14 protein-coding genes and 1 pseudogene are annotated in these 18,808 nt (G+C 58.6%); 3 read left to right on the forward strand and 12 right to left on the reverse strand.

What is annotated here, in order from left to right:
* Positions 1 to 8 precede the first annotated feature (8 nt).
* A complete protein-coding gene (rpe, locus tag BMZ66_RS03780; RefSeq protein ID WP_092669099.1) occupies positions 9 to 731 on the reverse strand; it encodes a ribulose-phosphate 3-epimerase in 723 nt (240 codons plus the stop codon).
* Between the two features lie 150 nt (positions 732 to 881).
* Here rpe and BMZ66_RS03785 point away from each other — a divergent pair, with 150 nt between their 5' ends.
* Positions 882 to 1,478: a beta/alpha barrel domain-containing protein gene (locus BMZ66_RS03785; RefSeq protein ID WP_092669101.1), complete on the forward strand. Its 597-nt coding sequence runs from the start codon at positions 882 to 884 to the stop codon at positions 1,476 to 1,478.
* An 88-nt stretch (positions 1,479 to 1,566) separates the two neighbouring features.
* Here the strand turns inward: BMZ66_RS03785 and trmB are convergent, their stop codons facing one another.
* From trmB to holA, 9 genes are all read right to left on the reverse strand, one after another.
* Entirely contained in the window at positions 1,567 to 2,232 is a 666-nt protein-coding gene (gene trmB, locus BMZ66_RS03790) for a tRNA (guanosine(46)-N7)-methyltransferase TrmB (RefSeq protein WP_092669103.1), read from the reverse strand.
* 33 nt (positions 2,233 to 2,265) lie between these two features.
* Positions 2,266 to 3,588 carry a bifunctional folylpolyglutamate synthase/dihydrofolate synthase gene (locus tag BMZ66_RS03795; RefSeq protein WP_092669105.1) on the reverse strand — a complete coding sequence of 441 codons (1,323 nt, stop codon included), beginning with the start codon at positions 3,586 to 3,588 and terminating at the stop codon, positions 2,266 to 2,268.
* A gap of 119 nt (positions 3,589 to 3,707) precedes the next feature.
* Positions 3,708 to 4,589, reverse strand: coding sequence for a hypothetical protein (locus BMZ66_RS03800; protein ID WP_092669106.1), 882 nt, complete (start codon positions 4,587 to 4,589; stop codon positions 3,708 to 3,710).
* A 158-nt stretch (positions 4,590 to 4,747) separates the two neighbouring features.
* Complete coding sequence (locus BMZ66_RS03805) at positions 4,748 to 5,167, reverse strand: ExbD/TolR family protein (protein WP_092669108.1); 420 nt, start codon at positions 5,165 to 5,167, stop codon at positions 4,748 to 4,750.
* A gap of 95 nt (positions 5,168 to 5,262) precedes the next feature.
* Entirely contained in the window at positions 5,263 to 5,958 is a 696-nt protein-coding gene (locus tag BMZ66_RS03810; RefSeq protein WP_092669110.1) for a MotA/TolQ/ExbB proton channel family protein, read from the reverse strand.
* Positions 5,959 to 5,966: 8 nt separating this feature from the next.
* Positions 5,967 to 7,211, reverse strand: a complete 1,245-nt coding sequence (locus tag BMZ66_RS03815; protein ID WP_092669112.1) for an HU domain-containing protein — start codon at positions 7,209 to 7,211, stop codon at positions 5,967 to 5,969.
* Between the two features lie 105 nt (positions 7,212 to 7,316).
* A complete protein-coding gene (locus BMZ66_RS03820; RefSeq protein ID WP_143080044.1) occupies positions 7,317 to 9,137 on the reverse strand; it encodes a TonB-dependent receptor in 1,821 nt (606 codons plus the stop codon).
* An 18-nt stretch (positions 9,138 to 9,155) separates the two neighbouring features.
* Complete coding sequence (locus tag BMZ66_RS03825; protein WP_092670258.1) at positions 9,156 to 12,398, reverse strand: tetratricopeptide repeat protein; 3,243 nt, start codon at positions 12,396 to 12,398, stop codon at positions 9,156 to 9,158.
* A gap of 159 nt (positions 12,399 to 12,557) precedes the next feature.
* Positions 12,558 to 13,640 carry a DNA polymerase III subunit delta gene (holA, locus tag BMZ66_RS03830; protein WP_234794965.1) on the reverse strand — a complete coding sequence of 361 codons (1,083 nt, stop codon included), beginning with the start codon at positions 13,638 to 13,640 and terminating at the stop codon, positions 12,558 to 12,560.
* Positions 13,641 to 13,768: 128 nt separating this feature from the next.
* On the opposite strand from holA, the gene tyrS reads away from it, so the two are divergent.
* Complete coding sequence (tyrS, locus tag BMZ66_RS03835) at positions 13,769 to 15,088, forward strand: tyrosine--tRNA ligase (protein WP_092669115.1); 1,320 nt, start codon at positions 13,769 to 13,771, stop codon at positions 15,086 to 15,088.
* Positions 15,089 to 15,334: 246 nt separating this feature from the next.
* On the opposite strand, the pseudogene BMZ66_RS03840 reads toward tyrS, so the two are convergent.
* Positions 15,335 to 15,505, reverse strand: a pseudogene (locus BMZ66_RS03840) (BF3379 family histone-like protein); the annotation flags it as partial.
* 254 nt (positions 15,506 to 15,759) lie between these two features.
* Complete coding sequence (locus BMZ66_RS03845; protein ID WP_092669117.1) at positions 15,760 to 17,007, reverse strand: aminotransferase class I/II-fold pyridoxal phosphate-dependent enzyme; 1,248 nt, start codon at positions 17,005 to 17,007, stop codon at positions 15,760 to 15,762.
* 279 nt (positions 17,008 to 17,286) lie between these two features.
* Between BMZ66_RS03845 and accC the strand changes: the two genes are divergently transcribed.
* Positions 17,287 to 18,798 (forward strand): acetyl-CoA carboxylase biotin carboxylase subunit, encoded by a 1,512-nt coding sequence (gene accC / locus BMZ66_RS03850; RefSeq protein WP_092669118.1) that lies wholly within the window; start codon positions 17,287 to 17,289, stop codon positions 18,796 to 18,798.
* Positions 18,799 to 18,808 lie beyond the last annotated feature (10 nt).

The following is an 18,808-nucleotide window of genomic DNA, read 5'->3' on the forward strand; positions in this document are numbered from 1 at the left end:
AATAGCAGCTATTGCCCCCGGCGGGTGGTTGAGGCGTCGGCTGTGTTCAGCTCCAGCCCCGCCAAGTAGTCGCGCATGCTGGCCAGGGTAGCAACCGGGCCCTCAGCGGCGCTGAATACAAAGTTGCCGGCCACCAGCACATCGGCACCGGCTTCTACGAGTGGCCCCGCGTTGGCCAGGCTCACGCCACCGTCAATCTCAATCAGGGCATCGGAGCCGGCATCAAGCAGCAGCTCTTTCAGCATGGCCACCTTTTTCAGGGTGTTCGGGATGAAGGCTTGTCCTCCAAAACCCGGGTTAACCGACATCACCAGCACCACGTCCAGGTCGGCGGCAATGTCTTCGAGCAGCGCCACGGGCGTGTGCGGGTTCAGGGCCACGCCCGCCTTGCAGCCCAGCTGCTTAATCTGCTGCACCACGCGGTGCAGGTGCTGGCAGGCTTCGTAATGCACCGTAATGTTGGTGGCCCCGGCGTCGCGGAAAGCCGAGAGATAATGCTGCGGCTCCTCTATCATCAAATGCACGTCGAGCGGCTGCTTGGCGTAGCGCGCCACGGCCTGCAGCACCGGCAAGCCGAAGGAGATGTTGGGCACGAAACGGCCGTCCATCACATCAAAGTGCAGCCAATCGGCGGCGCTGGTCGCGAGCCGTTCGGTTTCGGCTTGCAAATTGGCGAGGTCGGCAGCCAGAAACGACGGGGCCAGCAAGGTGGCGCGGCGAGTTGAGTTCATGGCGGCGAAGATACAGCGGGCGCGCGCTACCCAAATGCCGCCCAGCCCGCTCGCCGGCTCTACTTTTGCACCAGCCCCTGGCCTGAAACGCATTGTTTCGTTCACAGGCAGGGGCTCATTGTTAACTGCTCATTACTAATTGCCCCTTTAGTGCCTCACCTGCTCCCTCTCCTCATCCGCGGCATCAACAACCTCTCCGATGCCCGCTATTGCGCCGGAATGGGTGCCGATAAACTCACCTTTATTCTGGACCCCGCCATTCCCGGTTTCCTCGACACCAAGGCCGTGAAGGAGCTAACCGGCTGGGTGGCCGGAGTTGAACTAATAGGTGAATTCGACCAGCTCACCGCCCCTGAAATCAACGCTATAGCCGCCGAATGCGCGCTTGATGCCGTGCTCCTGCGCCAGCCCCGCTCGGTAGCGGAGCTCGCTGAAATTGCCCCACCTGCCTACGTCGAACTAGCCATTGGCTCGGTTGGCATTGCGGGGTATCTGCCCCACTCTTCGGCAGGCCTGGTAATCGAGATAACCGAACCCCTCACCACCGAAACCCTGGATAAGCTCTTTGCAATTGGCCAACATCACCCCCTATGGTTGGGCCCCGGCCTACTGCCCGACCTTGCCCGGCACCTGGCCACCCAGCTTCCATTAGCGGGCTTGGTGTTCCCTTCCGGCGACGAAGTAAAACCCGGCTTGCGCGATTTTGACCAGCTCGAAGCAGTATTCGAAGCCCTGGAAACGGAGTAATTAGTTGTCCGTTGGTAGTTGTCCGTTGTCAGTAAAAGCAGGTACAAAACCTCTGACAACGGACAACCACCAACGGACAACTAAAACATTAGCTCAGCCGAAACTGCACGTACTTGATGGGCACGCCTACCGCCCGGTATTTTCCTTCGAAGTTGGTTTGAATAGCTTGAGCTTCGGTGAATTCCTCCCCGGTTTCAGCGTAAAGGTCCCGCGTGAACCGCTCCACCCGGGCTCCGGGGCGGGCAGCCAGGGTTTCCAGCGTATACTCAAACAAGCCTTCGTTGTCGGTTTTAAGATGCAGCAGGCCACCAGCGGTTAATAGCTGCTCATACAAGGCCAGGAAACGCGGGGACGTGAGTCGACGCTTGATGTCCCGGTCACGAGGCCGGGGGTCGGGAAACGTAATCCAGATTTCATCTAGCTCGCCGGGGCCGAATTGCGCAGCCAAGGCTTCGGCGCGCATCCGCACGAAGCCTACGTTGGTCAGTCCCATCTCGGCGGCGCGGGTGCTGCCCCGCCAGATGCGCTCGCCCTTGATGTCGAGCCCCAAAAAGTTTCGGCTGGGGTGGCGCTGCGCCAGGCCCACGGTGTACTCCCCCTTGCCACAGCCTACTTCCAGGGTCAGCGGATGCGGCGCTTTGAAAAAATCGGTGCGCCACCGGCCGCCGAGCTGCTCGTATTCGGGCTTGCCGGGTTCAATGATGTCGGGGCGGGTGGCGTTGTCCGTAAAACGGTGCAGTTTGACGCGAGGCAAAGGGAAGGTCGGATGAAATGAAAAAGTAAAGATTTAAGCGGGGCGCGCCGGAGCAAACAACTCCTCGACTTCTGCCACCACAAAGGTGCTTCCGCCGATAAACACGACGTCCCGGGGTTCCGCGGCAGCGCGCGCAGCCGCCACAGCTGCCGCTACCGAGCCGTAAGCCATGCCACTCAAGCCCAACGCTAAGGCTTGTTGGGCTAAGTCCTGAGCAGGCAAGGCCCGGGGAATATTGGCTGCACAAAAATAGTAGGTGGCCGCTGCCGGCAGCAGCTCCAACATGGCCGCAACGTCTTTGTCCTGCACTGCCCCTACCACCATATGGAGGCGCTTATACTCCAACCGCTGCAACTGCGCCATCACCAGCCGCAGGCCGGCGGTGTTATGGCCCGTGTCGCACACCACCAGCGGCTGCCGCCCAATAATGCTCCAGCGCCCGCGCAAGCCGGTGAGCTGGCTTACCTGCCGCAGACCAGTACGCACCGCAGCATCCGTGATGTGAAAACCTTGGGCCCGAAGCTCGTCCAGGGTAGCTAGCACGCCGGGCAGGTTAAACTGCTGGTAGTCACCTGGGAGGCCCAGTTCTGCATTTGGCAAATACGGCCGGCCGTGCTGCGTCACGACCAAGGGGCGCAGGCCCGTTTCGGGCTCAGGCTCGGCGGTAAACTTAGTCTCATATATCTGGTCAGCAAAAACCAAGTGAGCCAGCTTGCCCGCGGCCTCGCGCTTAAAAACCTCAGCTACTTCCGGCTGGGTTTGGCTAACTACTACCGGCACTCCAGCTTTGATAATGCCAGCTTTCTCACCCGCTATTTCAGGCAGCGTGTTGCCCAGCAGCGCTTGGTGGTCGAGGCTGATGTTGGTGATGAGCGAAACCAGCGGGGTGATGATATTAGTGGAGTCAAGGCGGCCGCCCAGGCCAACCTCCACAATGGCAATGTCCACGCGCTGCTCGGCAAAGTAGTTATATGCCAGGGCCACGCACATCTCGAAAAACGAAGGCTGCACTTGCTCAAACAACGGCCGCCAGCGGGCTACCCACGCCACCAGATAGTCAGGTGCTAGTTCCTGGCCATTCACGCGAATGCGTTCGGTAAATTCACGCAGATGCGGCGAGGTATACAACCCCACCTTGTAGCCCGCCGCCTGCAACACCGCCGCCAGCAGATGCGAGCTGCTGCCCTTGCCATTGGTGCCGGCCACGTGCACACTGCGAAACTCCCGCTCCGGATTGCCCAGGGCCTCTGCCAGCGCTAGGGTGTTGCCCAGCCCTTTTTTGAAACCTGCTGCGCCCACCCGCTGGAACATGGGCAACTGCTCGTAGAGGTAGGCCAGCGTTTCAGAATAGGTCAAGGCTACAGGGATTGTATGAGATTGGAATCCACAAATTAACGGCTCTCCGGCCTCAACTCAGCAAAAAGCCCCGCGGACTGCTTGGCAGACCACGGGGCTCAGACTGGTTCTCAGTGAGATTATCGTACGGTGAATCTAAAAGTATAAAATCCGGTAGCTCCCCCCGCAGCGCTGTTGGTCTTGATAAAATTGGCATCAAGCAGCTTGTCGCGGCAGAGTTTCTCCTGAGCACTGGATACGTTGCCCGATACTTTGGACACCGACTCTACTTCGCCATCAGACGAGATTCTAATTCTGAATCGAATCACGCCCGAGTTGTTGTCAATGGCTTCCACCACCGGCGTGCTTTCGAAACGCCATCCGCTCATTTCCAGGCCCCCGCTGCCGGGGCTGCTGCCGCTGCCACCGCTACCAGGTGCACCGTACAGGGCTTTGGCATCTAGCGAGCCGTTGGGGTCGCCTTGGTCGCCCACAGTACCGGGCCGGTCGCCGTTGTTGTTGCCCGTGGGGGTATTGCTGGTACCATTCACGCCGTTGCCGCCGCCAGTGGCGTTGCCATTGGGCGAATACGCGGCGGCTACTTTGCGGGCAGGCTTGGGCGCCACTTTCACTTCTTCCTTGCGCGGGGCCGGTGTCTCAACTGGAGCTTCCGATACCGGGCTTTCCTCGGCGTCGCTGGTGATTATCTTCTCCTGAGCGGGCGGCGTGGGGTCGGGCGTAGCGGCGGCCACGGGGCGAGGCTGCGGGTCGGGGCTTGCAATAGGCGGGCGGCTATCTACACGGTTGGGCGAGTTGTTGGCCGTGGCCATGCTCTGCACGTCGCCAGACCCGGCCTCGTCGATACCGTAGTTCAGCTCCACGCCATCGCCGCCCAGAGCCGCCAGCGGCGGATTGGGACCTTTGAAAAAGGTAAACATGAAGAACAGCAGCAGCAGCCCGTGGAGAATTAAGGTTCCAATCAGGCCCTCGCGGCGGTGCGGTTCTGGATAATCAATAGCCATCTTGGGGTACTGAGGTGATGGAATTTTGATGCTATTAAGAAGTAACGATGCAGAACGCAGGGAGTTCAAAACCCAATAGAAACGCACATTTGGCTACAACAAGAACTTTATGCCGAGCGCAACGAAGCAGCTTCTCTTAGGGCCTTAGCCTCTTGTTGTTATTTGCCAGCTGCTTGCTGGGCCTGGGTGGCCATCACCATCTTCAACTTTAGGCGGTTGCCGATTTCCAGAATGTCAACCAGCTTCTGCACATTCAGCGAGTTGTCTACGCGCAGCACCACGGTGGGCTGTTCCGTGGTGGGTACGGTGCCAATCAGCGCCACCAACTCCGGCTCTACCGAAGCGGGATTGACAGGCTTCTTATTGACGAAATAGGTACCTGCTGCATCCACCGAAACGGTAATGGGCTGCTTCATCACCTGCTTGCTCGAGCGGGCATTGGGCAACAGAAGCTTGATAACGTTGGGGTTTACCAGCGTGGAGGCAATCAGGAAGAACAACATCAGAAAGAACATGATGTCGTTCATGGCCCCAGTCTCGACGTGTGACGTGAGGCGACGGCGGCGGGAAAGATTCATTGGTTGATGTGCTAGGGGCTTGATGTGCAAATGTGCTGAAGGCTGACAAATAATAGCATCAGCACTTCAGCACATTAATAAATTCAGCACCCATTTTAGTTGTCCTGAAGAATGTCCATGAACTCGATAGCCGAGTTTTCCATCCGGAACACCATGCGCTCTACCAAGATGCTCAGCCAGTGGTAGCCCACGTGGGCAATGATACCCACTATCAGACCCGTTGCGGAGGTAACCAACTTCACATACAAGCCGTCGGCTACCTGCGGAATGCCGAACTCTTTCGTAGCCGCAATGGAGTAGAAAATCTTGATAACCCCGATGATAGTACCAACGAAACCCAGCATGGGCGCAATGCCAGCAATGATGCCGAGGATGCTGATGTTCTTTTCGAGGCGGGCAATTTCAATCTTGCCGACGTTTTCAACGCTGGTTTCAATCTCTTTCAGGGGCAGGCCGATGCGGCGAAGGCCTTTTTCTACCATTCGGGCCAGTGGCGAAGCCGTTTGGGCGCAAAGCAATTTGGCCCCGGCCAAGTCGCCTTTCACCATCAGCGAACGGATGCCGTTCATGAACGACTCTGGGTTGCCGGCGGCGCGGCGAATGGTGAAGTAGCGCTCAATAATAATGTAAACCGAAACCAGGGAGAGCGCCAGCAGGGGAACCATTATCAAGCCCCCGCGCAGGATTAAGTCAATAACTGGGACGTCGGACTGAACTATCGGAGCATCGGAAACAGCGGTATTTACAGTATCGGCCGCAGCAGCGGCAATTTGCAAGAGGAATGCGGACATGCTAGGGGTTAAAATTTCAAAGTATTGTAATCGCAACGCGTGGTGATGCGCAGGCGCTGGGCCTCACGTTGGGCCGAAGCCAGGTCGGGGTAATCACCAGCCGTGAGACGAAACAGCCGGCTGCCGGGGTGCGGCAGAATGATATAAGAGGCATGTCCGGTGCGAGCCAAGGTCTGACGGCCCTTTTCCGCGCCATTCAGGCTGCGATAAGCACCAGCAATGACATAATAACGACCGGTCCGATTTTTAATTGTAGTCGAGCTTACTTCAGCAGGCTTAGCGGTTTTGGCAGCCACTACTGCCTTAGCTACGGCCGGAGCGGTAGCTGCCGCCGGCTTGGTGGCTGCAACCGGTGCAGCTTCAATGGGCGAGGACGCCGCAGGCTTCTCGGTTGTAAATGCCACCGCTGGCTCAGTAGCGACTGTGGCAGGTGCTGCCACAAGGGCTTCCGGCTTAATAGCTGCACTGGTTTCTTCAGGAACTACGGCAGCAGGCTGCGTCTCAACCTGCGGAACAGGCGTAGTGGCAGGCGTTTCCAATGGAGTCATGCCTTCGGTGGCCGCGGGGCTGCCATGCCCTACAAAGTCATGCTGACCCAACGTAGCTTGTTGCACCTCGGTAATGGCCGGCGCTGGGCGCGCCTGTGCCCACTCCAGCTGCGGCAGTTGCTTCTGCCAGGTCGTGGGCAGGGCCCCTATCTGGTAGTTGACCAGCAAAACCAGGCCCACGGCTGCAGCCACCAGCCCTCCTGGTACCAAGCGCGCCCACCGCGAACGGCGGGTGGCGGCCCCACGCAAAGCAGGTTGCGGGCTCTTGGCGCGCGAATCCGTAGCGCGCACAGGGCGGGCGGCCAGCTCTGGCAAACCAAAGGCCGAAGCCAGCAAGTTATCGGTACCCGTGTATTCAAAAGCTAGGCCGCGGCCCACGGCCCGGCGAAAGATTCCAACGCCCGGCAATTCGGTCCGATTGGTTTCCTCCAATTCGCGCTGCAAACCGGCCACGGCGGTACGCACGGCTTCCCGGGCCTGCGCAATCGACACCCCCAGGTGCTGGCTCAACGCATCTACCAGCAAGCCGTCGTTGCGGGTCAGGGCCTGGTTAAAGGCCACGAGCTTGGTTGGCGGACTCAGCGCTTGCCGGCCGGGCTGGGCACGAGCCGGCGACACATCGGCCACAAGTCCCCCAAAGTCCGGAATTATCACACAGTCGTGGTCGCGGAGCAGGGGGCGGATGTGGTCGGCTAAGTGCAGCATATCGGTTTTATATAATCAATGTTGAGCTATATGCTTAGCGAAGCGTCTGAATGTCAGAAGCCTGAATAACGCACACGTCACTCAGCATTCAACAAGCAGACCTTCCTAAAACATATAAGTAGCCCCACCAATCACGTTGACGCCCTTCACCGGATAACCGTAGAAGCGCTGGTACGAACGATTGGCGAGGTTATTACCCATTACAAAGATGGATATTTTTGGCGTAATGCGGTAATCGGCCCGCAGGTTTAAATCGACAATGGGGTCGGTGGCGCGATAAAAATCCGGCACCCGCGCCTCGCCCGGGTTCGACGCCGGCCGGTAGCTAATACCGTAGCTCGCGGCGTAGAAATAGCCCTCCAGGCCCAGCATCAGCTTGTCGAACACGTTGTAAGTACCGAACACCGTGCCTTGGAACTCGGGACGGTGAAAGGGCTGCGGCAGATTGCGCAAGGCGTATTTGTTGAAATCAATTCGCGAGCCGAGACGGAATTTCTCAGCTGCGCTGTAAAGTACCTCGCCGTGAATGTTCAAAACACCGGTCGCATTCTGGTCATATACCAGGTCGAACTTGGTGGGGTCGACGGGGTTGTTTAGGTAGAAATACAGGTTGCGGTCGCGGGCGTAGGTGGCGCGGGCGTTAAGCTCAAGGCCGCGGGCGGGCGTGGAAGTAAAGCCGGCATAGATGGTGGGGCCGCGGTGAGTATCGGCCACGTTCAGGCCGCGGTTGAGCCATGGGTTTTCGGTGCTCAGGTCGTAGCGAGTCACGCGCTGCAGGGCACCGCCCAGACCCGCATACAGCATGAACTTCTCGGGCTCAACAGTATAGCCCAGCCGCACAGCCGGATACACCACGCCCCGGCTTACGTTGGTGGTGGTGTCCGACGAATAGCCCAGGGTAGCGCCCACGGTGAAGGCTATTCGCTTCTTGATGAACTCATAAGCCGGCGTTGCCTGAATAAAGGTGCGATTGCGCGTCTGGGTGTTATCGGGTGCGGGTTGCGGCCGATTGCCGGGGGCAATGTCCTTCTCCGAAATAAAGGAGGCGTCGGTGGTCACGGTGATGCGGCTGGCATCGCCCAGGGCGTAGCCCACTTTGGCATTTACCATCACGTTGTTTTCCTGCGCGTCAAACATGTCGCCCCAATAGCGGTAGCCCAGGCTGGCATCGTACGTCAGCACCTGGTCGGGGGCGCGGTTGTGCGCATAGGCTTTCACACCAAAGCGCTTGAATATTTGCTTGATGCTTTCCGTTTCCGGCCGCACAGTGGGTTCGGGCTGGTTGGCGGCCCGTTCGTAGCCGTAGAAGTTGTACCGCTCGCGGCCAAAGTCCAGCGCGGCGCCAAATGCAGCCGTGCCCCGGTACAGCTCGCCCATCAGGCGGGCACTGGACTCGGAAACCCCTGAATTTTTACCATCAACCGGCCCCGTCTGGGAACTGACGTGCTTGATGTCGAGTCCGTAAGAATGGTCGGTGTTGCGGGTGCTGTGGAAATAACCGCGACCGTAAAACGTACCGTAGTTACCCAAGCCCGCTTTCAAGAAGTTGCCGGTAAGGGGCGTAAGCTCTTCGCTGCGGATGGTCAGCACCTTTACCGAGGGGTTCAGGCGGTCGGCTGGCAAGCGGAAATCGGGAAAAGTGTAAGCGACTTTCCGTTCGGTTGGGGGTGGCTCCGGCAGCTTGATTTTATCGAAGTTGCGCGTGGCTTCAGGCAGCTGGTTTACCCGCTCCTTCACAATCTCGATTTCGGCTTCTTCAATCTTACCCGTGGTGCGGGGCTTGGTGGGCTGGGCCACAGCAGTGGGCGCAACGCCTCCTACCAAAGCGGCGACCAATACCAACCCAGCCACCGCACTAGAGCCTTGGCGCACCAGCGGCTTATATTTTACTAAGGACAAACGCTTCATCAGCAATCGATTATTCATTGAGAAACTACGCTGAACTTAGCGCTGGGAGTCGGCCTCGGTGGGCGCAATGGAATTGCCCTGCACATTGGTGCGGGGCGCAGCGGCTTTACCTTTGGTGGGGGCCGGCGTAGGAGCCGCCTTGCCTGGAGCTGGGGCGGCGGGGGTTTTGGCAGGGGCTTTCGTGGGGGCAGTTTTGGGCGCGGCGGGCTCCGGAGTTTCGTCGGGCTGGTCAGCCCCCAGGGCTTTGAGGCGCTGCTTGGCTCCGGCCACAATTTCGGCCACCGGGAAATTATTGTCGATGATGGAGTTGAGCGTGCCCCGCGCCTGGAAATTGTCGCCTTGCGCGGCGTAGGCGTCGGCTACCAGCAGAAAAGCCCGGCCCTGCCACAACGTGTAGCTGCTGAAGCTAGAGTTTACCTTCAGAGCGGCTGCGATAGCTTCTTCGTTTTTCTTCTGCTTAAAAAGCGTCTCGGCCAGGTAATACTGAGCTTCGGCCCCGTTCACGTCGTTGGGTGCAGCGGCAGCAGCGGCGGCCAGTTCCGTGACGGCTTGGTCGAGGCTACCGGCCCGGTAGCTGGCTTTGCCCATGTAAAGCAATGCAGCGTTGGTAGCATTGGCCGTGGCGCCGGCTTGCGTGCGTAAGTCTTCGGCCACGCGGCGGGTGCCGGGGTAGTCGCCGCTTTCATACAGGCTGCGCATCTGGCCCAGGGTGGCGTTGGCTACTTCGCGCCGGTTGGTGCTGGAGGTACGCAGTCGCTCGTAGTACTTCGCCGATTCCGAGTAGTTCTTATGCTCAAACTCCAGGTCGGCCAAACGGCCCACGGCGCGGTTGAGGAACTCGCTCTTGCCTTCCGTCACCACCTCGCGCAGGCGGGTCAGGCCTTGCTGTTTGTCGCCGGTTTTCAGGTAGGAGTCAGCCAGGAAGAAACGAGCGTCGGGCCCCAAGGCCGTTTGCGGATACTGCTTCAAGTACGACTCCAGACGTATGATGGCAGGCTTATATTTCTCAGCTAGATACAAAGACTTAGCCGCTTCGAACTCGACACTTTCCGTAGCCTTGCTGTCCGGGTTTTGCGCTTTAAAAGAAGCCAGTGCAGCATCAAACTCCTCGGTCCGGCCCAGCGCCGCCAAGCTTTCCTGCATGCTGTAGAGAGCCTGCGAAGCGGCTTCACTGCGGGGAAAATTTGTGAGTACCCGCTGGAAATCGGCCACGGCTTTTTCCTGCTGCTGCAGGTTGGCGTACGACACCCCGCGCTTTTGCAGGGCCTGGGGCAAGAGCGGACTGTTGGGCCGGTTATCAATGAGGCGCGAGAAGCCTGTTGCGGCGGGCTGATACTCGCCCGCTTCAAAGGACAGTTGTGCCTGCTGAAACACGGCCTCCTCGGCATAGCGGGAATTCGGGTTGGTTTTCAGCAGCGACGCCAGGGTATTAGTGGCTTCGTCGCGCCGGCCCATCAGGCCCAAGGTTCGGCCCTTTTGATAATAAGCGAAGTCCTTATCGGCGGCGTTAGCCGTTATTACCTTGTCGTAGAGCTCCAGCGCTTGCGGGTAGCTTTTCGCAACGTAATAAGTATCTGCCAGGCGCAGGGTAGCGTCGTGGTAGTTGGGGTCCGAGGGCTTGGCCGATTTGTCGCTCACGTACGCCTGAAACTGCGGCCGGGCGCGGTCGTATTGCTTGGTGTTGTAGTAGGCGTAGCCTAGCCCGTAGCGGGCTTTCTGCTCAAATTCTGTTTCCTCGGCGCTCACCCCACCGCGCCGGGTCGAGCGCTCCGCCGCCGTATAGGCCTTGATGGCGTCGGGGTACTGCTGGCCTACGCTGTAGATTTCGCCGCGCAGCACCTGCGCTGCCGCCCGCAACGCGTCGTCGGAAGGATATTTCAACGACTTGTCCAGTAGCGGCAGGGCCGCGCCGTAGTTGCCGTTGTTGTAAAGCGTAGCCGCCTGCGAGTACGCCACGCGCTGGTAAGTCGCGTTCAGCTTCTCACTGCGTTCGTCGAGGCCTTCGAGGTAAGCCAGCGCTTGCGAGAAGTCGGTAGAGGCCAGAAAGCTGGTGCTCAACAATTCATCCACCGTAGGCTGATTGGCTGAGCGGGGAAACTTCTTGCTGAAGTCGCGCAGCACCGCAATTACCTCCGGCAGGTTGCCCTGCTCGTACTGCACTTGCCCAAGCTTGAGCGTGGCATTTTCCGTAATCTGTTTGTCAAAGGAGCCCTGCCGCGCCGCTTCAAAGGCCGTTACCGCCTGCGGCTTTTGATTGGCCTGCACGTAGCTCAAGCCCAAATGGTAAGCGGCGTTCTGCCCCAGGGAATCGCGCTGCACGGCCACGTTGCGCAAGCCAGCAATAGCCCCCTTGAAGTCGCCCATCTTGTAATTGGCGAAGCCAATTTTGTACTGCAGCTTCGGCTCGATTTTGCCTTTCTGAATGGCGGCGTAGCGGTCGAAATACTCGGCCGCTTCCTTGTAGTTTTCTTTCTGGTAAAATGCGTCCCCCACCAGCAGCTGAATTTCGGCAGAGTTTTGGGGCGGTGGCGTGTTTTTCAGCGCGGCCGTCGCGTAGCTGATGAGGCCATCGTAGTCGCCCTCCCGGTAATAAATCTGGGAGAGAATAGCGGGTACTACGGGCTTATAAGCGTCGTTCTGCTCGGCTACGGCCAAGTCGGTGCGAGCGCCGGCAAAGTCGCCGGCCCGGTAGGCCAGGTAGCCAGCGTAGTACGAACTGGAGTATTTAAACTGGCTGGGCACCTGTTTGCTGCGGTCAAACAGCAAGCGGGCTTTCTCGTAGTCTTTTTGCTCAAAATAGCTGTACGCCAGCTTGAAGTCGGACTCGGCTCGCTGCTCGTTGCTGAGGTTGTCGGGTGCTACCTTTTGCAGGTAGCGAATGGACGCCTCGTAGTTTTTCTGGTCGAAGTAGAATTTGCCCAGCTCGAAATAGGCGACCGCAGAGCGCGGATGCGCCGGATGCTGCTCGGCAAAGGCCAAAATCAGCCCTTCCGCATCGGGATGCAACAGGTACAGGCCGCTCACGGCGTAGTAGTACTCGGCATCGGCGGTGCGGTCCGTCGGGATGGGGCTGGCTTGGCTGGTGTGCACGGGTTCCAAGGCCAGGTATTGCCGAAATGCCTGCTTGGCCGCGCCGTACTGGCCGCGGTCAAACAGTTCTAATCCCTCCTGAAAGAACCGCTCGTCGGCGGCGAAAACTTGGGTTTGCTGGGCGTGGGCTGCCATTGGCGCCGCGGCACTCAGGGCCGCGGCCAGCGCCAGCTGGGGAAATAGCTTCATGAAAATACCTTGCATGGGGGCCGAATCGGGCCCGGGAAGTAGCCAAAAGTAGCGAAAAATGGCCGTAGGTTGCTAAGCAACGCCGAAATGCCTTCTCCATTGCCCCTTTTGTAGGGCCCAGTTTAAGTACGCCAGGCCCAGACCCACTCGCTGCTCCGACTACCCCAGCACGCCTTCCGGTACTTGGTGCAGAATCAGCCACACCAGCTCCCGCAGAATCTCGCCGTCGTCCATCGAGCCACTCTCAATGCCCTTACTCTGCGCATCGGCCCTCCGAATAAGGTGAATGATGCCCACCACGCGCTCCACCGGGTACACGCGCAGGGCCTGCTGGTATTCCTTTTGGGCAAAGCTGTTCATGATACCCAGCTTTTTGAACTCGCCATCGGCAGGGTTGGGGCCCGCCTGGTGCAGTACCAAGAGCTTGCTGAAAAAGCCGAACAGCAAGGTCAGATTGGGAATGAGCGGGTTGGCCTTAGGGTTGGCCGCGAAGTAGCCCAGGATGCGGTTGGCCTTAAGTATGTCGCGCTGCACCAGGGCTTTTTGCAGCTCAAAAATGTTGTAGTCCTTGCTGATGCCCACCAGCTGCTGCACTAATTCCTCGTCGATGGGCTGCCCAGGTTTGAGGTTCAGCACCAGCTTGTCTACCTCATTGGCCAGCCGGCCGAGGTCGGCCCCGATGTACTCGGCCAACATGGCCGTGGCCTGCCCCGTAATCTGCTGGCCCCGGCTGCGCACATTGGCCGTAAGCCACTGCGGCACCTGGTTGTCGTAGAGCTTTTTGCTAGTCATAAGCACGGCTGGCGAGTCTTTGCCGCTCAGCAGCTTGCCCAGTTTCTTGCGGCTGTCCAGGGTCTTGTGCTTGTAGCAAAAGACCAGCACGGTGCTAGACAGCGGATTTTTTAGGTACGCTTCCAGAAAGGGCCAGCTCCGCTCCTGCTCCAAATCGGCCACAGACTGCGCCTCCTTCACAATCACCACCGAGCGTTCGGCCATCATCGGAAACCGCTTGGCTTGGCCCAATATGCCGGTCACGTCCACGTCCTTGCCATACAGCACCACTTGGTTGAAGCTGCGCTCGTGCTCAGCCAGCGCATTTTTCTCAATCAGGTCGGCTACGGCATCTATATAGTAGGGTTCTTCGCCCTGCAGGAAATACACGGGCTGAAACTGGCGCTGCTGCAGCTGCTTGAGAAGGACGTCGGCTTCTAGTATCAATGGGTGAATGCGCGATTGGGTCAATGGGTGGAAGGACGGGCGGCCCGTTTCTCCACGCTGGCAAAGGTAAAACCGCCTAGTACCTTTGGGGTCACGTTGGCGGGTGAATTCTTCACTTTGTTCGCCCATTCACTCATTTACTCCTTCACGCATTGGATTTAATTCAAGAACTGACCTGGCGCGGCATGTACCACGACGCCGTGCCCGGCACCGCCGAACACTTAGCGGCTAATGCTCCCATCACCGGCTATATCGGCTTCGACCCTACGGCAGCATCGCTGCACATTGGCAACCTGGCCACTATTATGCTGCTGGTGCACTTGCAGCGCGCTGGCCACCGACCCGTGGCTTTGGTGGGCGGCGCCACGGGCATGATTGGCGACCCCAGCGGCAAATCGGCCGAGCGCAACCTGCTCGACGAAGTGACCCTGCGGCGGAACCAAGACGGCATTCGGGCGCAGTTGGAGAAGTTCCTGAACTTTTCCGAAGGCCCCACCGGAGCACTGGTGGTCAACAATTACGACTGGTTTAAGGAGTTCGGCTTCCTGCAGTTTCTGCGCGAAGTAGGCAAGCACCTTACCGTGAATTACATGATGGCCAAAGACTCGGTGAAGCGCCGCATCAGCGGCAACGAGGACAGCGGCGCCGAAGGCCTCAGCTACACCGAGTTCAGCTACCAGCTGCTGCAGGGCTACGATTTCGTGCATCTTAACAAAACCCTGGGCTGCACCCTGCAAATGGGGGCCTCCGACCAGTGGGGTAACATCACCACGGGCACGGAGCTGATTCGCCGCATCTCCAACGCAGAAGGCACCGAAGCCAAAGCCTACGCCCTCACCGGCCAGCTCATCACCAAGGCCGACGGCACGAAGTACGGCAAGTCGGAAACGGGCACCGTGTGGCTCGACGCTTCCCTGACTTCGCCCTACCAGTTCTATCAGTTCTTCTTCAACGCCGCCGACGCTGACGCCCCGCGCCTCATTCGCGTGTTCACCCTGCTCACCGAGGACGAAATCTTGGCCCTGGAAGCCGAACACGCCCAGGCGCCGCACCTGCGCGTGCTGCAAAAAGCGCTGGCCCGCGACGTCACCACCCGCGTGCACTCCGCCGAAGCCACCGAAGCCGCCATTGCCGCCTCGGAAGTACTGTTTGGCAAAGGCGACCTAGCCGCTTTGCAGTCACTAGACGAAGCCACCCTGCTCGATGTGTTTGCTGGCGTCCCGCACATCCACGTCATGCGCTCTGAGGTGGAAGGACTCAATGCAGTCACGCTGCTTAGCGACAGCACCATGCACAAAATCTTCCCTTCGAAAGGCGAAGCCAAAAAGATGATTCAGGCCGGCGGGGTGAGCATCAACCGCGAAAAAGTAGCTTCCCCCGAAGCTGCGGTCGCGGCCCTGCCACTGCTGGCTGGGAAATACCTGGTGGCGCAAAAAGGCAAGAAGAACTATTTCCTGATTGAGTTAGAATAGGCTGCTAGATTGGTTCGGAAGAGCCAGCTTGCTTCAAACTCGTATATTCAAAAAGTAAAAAGGCCCCGCTGCATGCAGCGGGGCCTTTTCATTGGCGTTAGCCAGGCCACTTATTCAAAGGGCTTCGCAAAGCCCGACAGCCTAAGTGGCTTAGGATTACTTCTTCTTAGCAGCAGGAGCCTTCTTGGCAGCAGCAGGAGCGGCTTTCTTAGCAGCGGGAGCGGCTTTAGCAGCACCGGCAGCACCGGCGTTCTTGGTGTTCTGCACTTCGGTGCGGAACTCCTGGGCCATCGTCTTCAGCTCCTGCATGCCTTTGCGCACGCGGGTGCCGGCAGCAGCATTCTGCTTGTCGTAAAATTTCGAAAAGTCGTCTTCGAGCGACATCACGAGGTCCTTCAGTTTGCCGAAATTGTTCATCGGGGGTTTGGGGTTTGGGGTGAAAAATGAATTGGTTTTGCTGTTAAGCCGGCCCTAATATACAGGGATTTCAAATGCAAGCAAGTTTTCCACTTTTTTTCCAAAACCCCCTCCCCTGCTTTTGGAGGCCGATTTTCTCAAAAAAAAGGCCATTTCCACGCAGCCACCTCTCGCCCCCGCTCTTAGCATAGTACCAAAACAAAAGCGCCGGCAACCCTTGCGGGTCACCGGCGCTAAGTGCCTCAGCGGCATTTTTAGGCAGTTTGGAAGGGAGCAGGCGTTTTGTTGTAAAGCCCTTTTGCAAGCTTCTCGCCCATGGCCTCAAAAGCCACAATCGTTTCTTGCACGTCTTCGAGCGTGTGCATGGCCGTGGGGATTAGGCGCAGCATAATCACGCCCTTCGGTACCACCGGATACACCACTATAGAGCAGAAAATGCCGTGATTCTCACGCAAATCGAAGGTTAGCGCCGTTGCTTCGGACAGTTCGCCGTTTAGCAGCACCGGCGTAACCGGCGATTCGGTGGTGCCAAGGTTGAAGCCCTTTTCTTTCAGTCCCCCTTGCAGGGCCCGCACAATGGTCCAGAGCTTTTCACGGTATTCCGGATGGTTGCGAATCAGCTCCAGGCGCTTCAGTGCGCCAATTACTAACGGCATGGGCAGCGATTTAGCAAAAATCTGGCTACGCATGTTGTATCGCAAATATTCAATCACGCTTTCTTGTCCGGCTACGAACGCACCGATGCTGGCCATGCTCTTAGCAAACGTGTAAAAAATTAGGTCTACGCCCTCTGAGCAGCCCAAATGTTCAGCTGTTCCGGCTCCGGTGACCCCCAGCGTGCCAAAACCATGAGCATCGTCAACGAAGAGGCGGAAGTCGTATTTTTTCTTTAGTTCGACGATTTCGCGCAGCTTGCCCAAATTGCCCGACATGCCGAACATGCCCTCCGTAATTACCAGGATGCCGCCACCGGTTTCGTCGGTTAGGCGCTTGGCGCGCTCGAGCTGCTTCTCCAGGTTCTCGATGTTGTTGTGAGGGAACACAAACCGCTTGCCCTGGTGCAGGCGCACGCCGTCGATGATGCAGGCGTGCGACTCGGCGTCGTACACAATGGCATCGTGCCGGCTCACCAGCGCGTCGATGATGCTCACCACGCCCTGGTAGCCGAAGTTGAGCAGCAAGGCGCCGGGCTTTTGCACGAAGTCGGCCAACTCGTTTTCCAGCTGCTCGTGCAGGGTCGAGTTGCCGCTCATGATGCGCGCGCCCATGGGATAGGCCATGCCGTACTCCGAGGCCCCGTCGATATCGGCTTGCCGCACTTCGGGATGATTGGCCAGGCCGAGGTAGTTATTCAGGCTCCAGGTCAGAACCTCCTTGCCGCGAAACTGCATGCGGGGATGGATTTGACCCTCCAACTTGGGGAAAGCAAAATAACCGTGGGCGTAATGCGATTGCGAGCCCAAGGGGCCGCGGTTGGCCGAAATCCGGTCGAAAATATCCACTGAAAAGACGGGGAATAGGGTGGTTGTAAAAGCAGAGTAGCGGCCACACCATGCGCGAGTATCTCACACACAGCAAGCCCAATCACAAAGGTAGCCCTGGGCCGCCGTTGTACATAATTTGGGCTTAATAACGGCGTAACGTGTCCGATGTTTAACGTAAGCCGTCAGTTTCCAACTTTCTTTGCGCCACAACTCCAGCTTCCCGCTGAAAATTCCTTCGTTCCAACTGCTTCCCACCCACTGCTCAACTCCTCTTCAGCTACATGCTGGAGTCCCCTCATGAAGAAAATCTCCAAGCTGCTCGTTGCCAACCGGGGCGAAATTGCCCTTCGTGTCCTCCGCTCTGCCAAAGAAATGGGCATTGCCACCGTGGCCATTTATTCCGAAGCCGACCGCAACGCCCTGCACGTCCGCTACGCCGACGAGGCGGTGTGCGTCGGTCCGCCTGCCTCGGCCCAAAGCTATCTGCGAGGCGACAAGATTTTGGAAGTGTGCAAAGAGCTGGGCGTTGATGCCATTCACCCCGGCTATGGTTTCCTTTCTGAGAATGCTGGCTTTGCCCGCGCCGTGCGCGAAGCTGGGCTCATCTTCGTGGGCCCCTCGCCCGAGGCCATGGAAATAATGGGCGACAAGCTCTCGGCCAAGCAGGCCGTGAAAGCCTACAACATTCCGCTGGTGCCCGGCACCGACGAGGCCATCTCCGACGTGGCTGCCGCTAAGCAGATTGCCGAGGAAGTAGGCTTTCCCATTCTCATCAAAGCCTCGGCGGGCGGAGGCGGCAAAGGCATGCGCATCGTCAACCACGCCGGCGAGTTTGAGGAGCAGATGCAGCTAGCCATCAACGAGGCCATATCAGCTTTTGGTGATGGTGCCGTATTCATCGAAAAGTTTGTGACTGGCCCCCGCCACATCGAGATTCAGGTGTTGGGCGACGAACACGGCAACATCGTGCACCTCTTCGAGCGCGAGTGCAGCATTCAGCGCCGCCACCAGAAGGTGATTGAGGAAGCTCCGTCGTCGGTGCTCACGCCCGAGTTGCGCGCCCAAATGGGCCAATGCGCCGTAGACGTGGCCCGCGCCTGCAACTACACCGGCGCCGGCACCGTAGAGTTCTTGCTCGACGATAAGCACAACTTCTACTTCCTGGAGATGAACACCCGCCTTCAGGTAGAGCACCCCGTCACGGAGCAAATCACGGGCCTCGACCTGGTGAAGGAACAAATCAAAGTAGCCCAGGGCCAGCCCCTGGCCTTCGCTCAGGAAGACCTCACCATCACCGGCCACGCCCTGGAGCTGCGCGTGTACGCCGAAGACCCACAAAACAACTTCCTGCCCGACATCGGTACTCTCAGCACCTACGTGCGCCCCCAGGGCCCCGGCGTGCGCGTCGACGACGGCTTTGAGCAGGGCATGGATATCCCGATTTACTACGACCCCATGATTGCCAAGCTGGTGACCTTCGGGGCCGACCGCGCCGAGGCCATTGCCCGCATGCTGCGCGCCATTGAGGAATATAAAATCACCGGCATCGAGACCACGCTGCCCTTTGGCACCTACGTGCTCACGCACCCCGCCTTCGTAAGCGGCAACTTCGACACGAACTTCATCCGCGACCATTTCACGCCCACAACGCTGGCACCAACCGCCCCGGATGCAGCGACCGCAAAAGTAGCGGCCGCATTAGGTGCAATGCTCTTCAGCGAGAAGAAACCGAAGGCTGCCGTAGCAACTGGAGAAGCAGCGGGTGCAGAAACCTCGGGGTGGCGTCGGAACCGGCTGGGCGCGCGGTAATTCATTCGCC

Source organism: Hymenobacter arizonensis (assembly GCF_900115775.1).
Taxonomy (GTDB): domain Bacteria; phylum Bacteroidota; class Bacteroidia; order Cytophagales; family Hymenobacteraceae; genus Hymenobacter; species Hymenobacter arizonensis.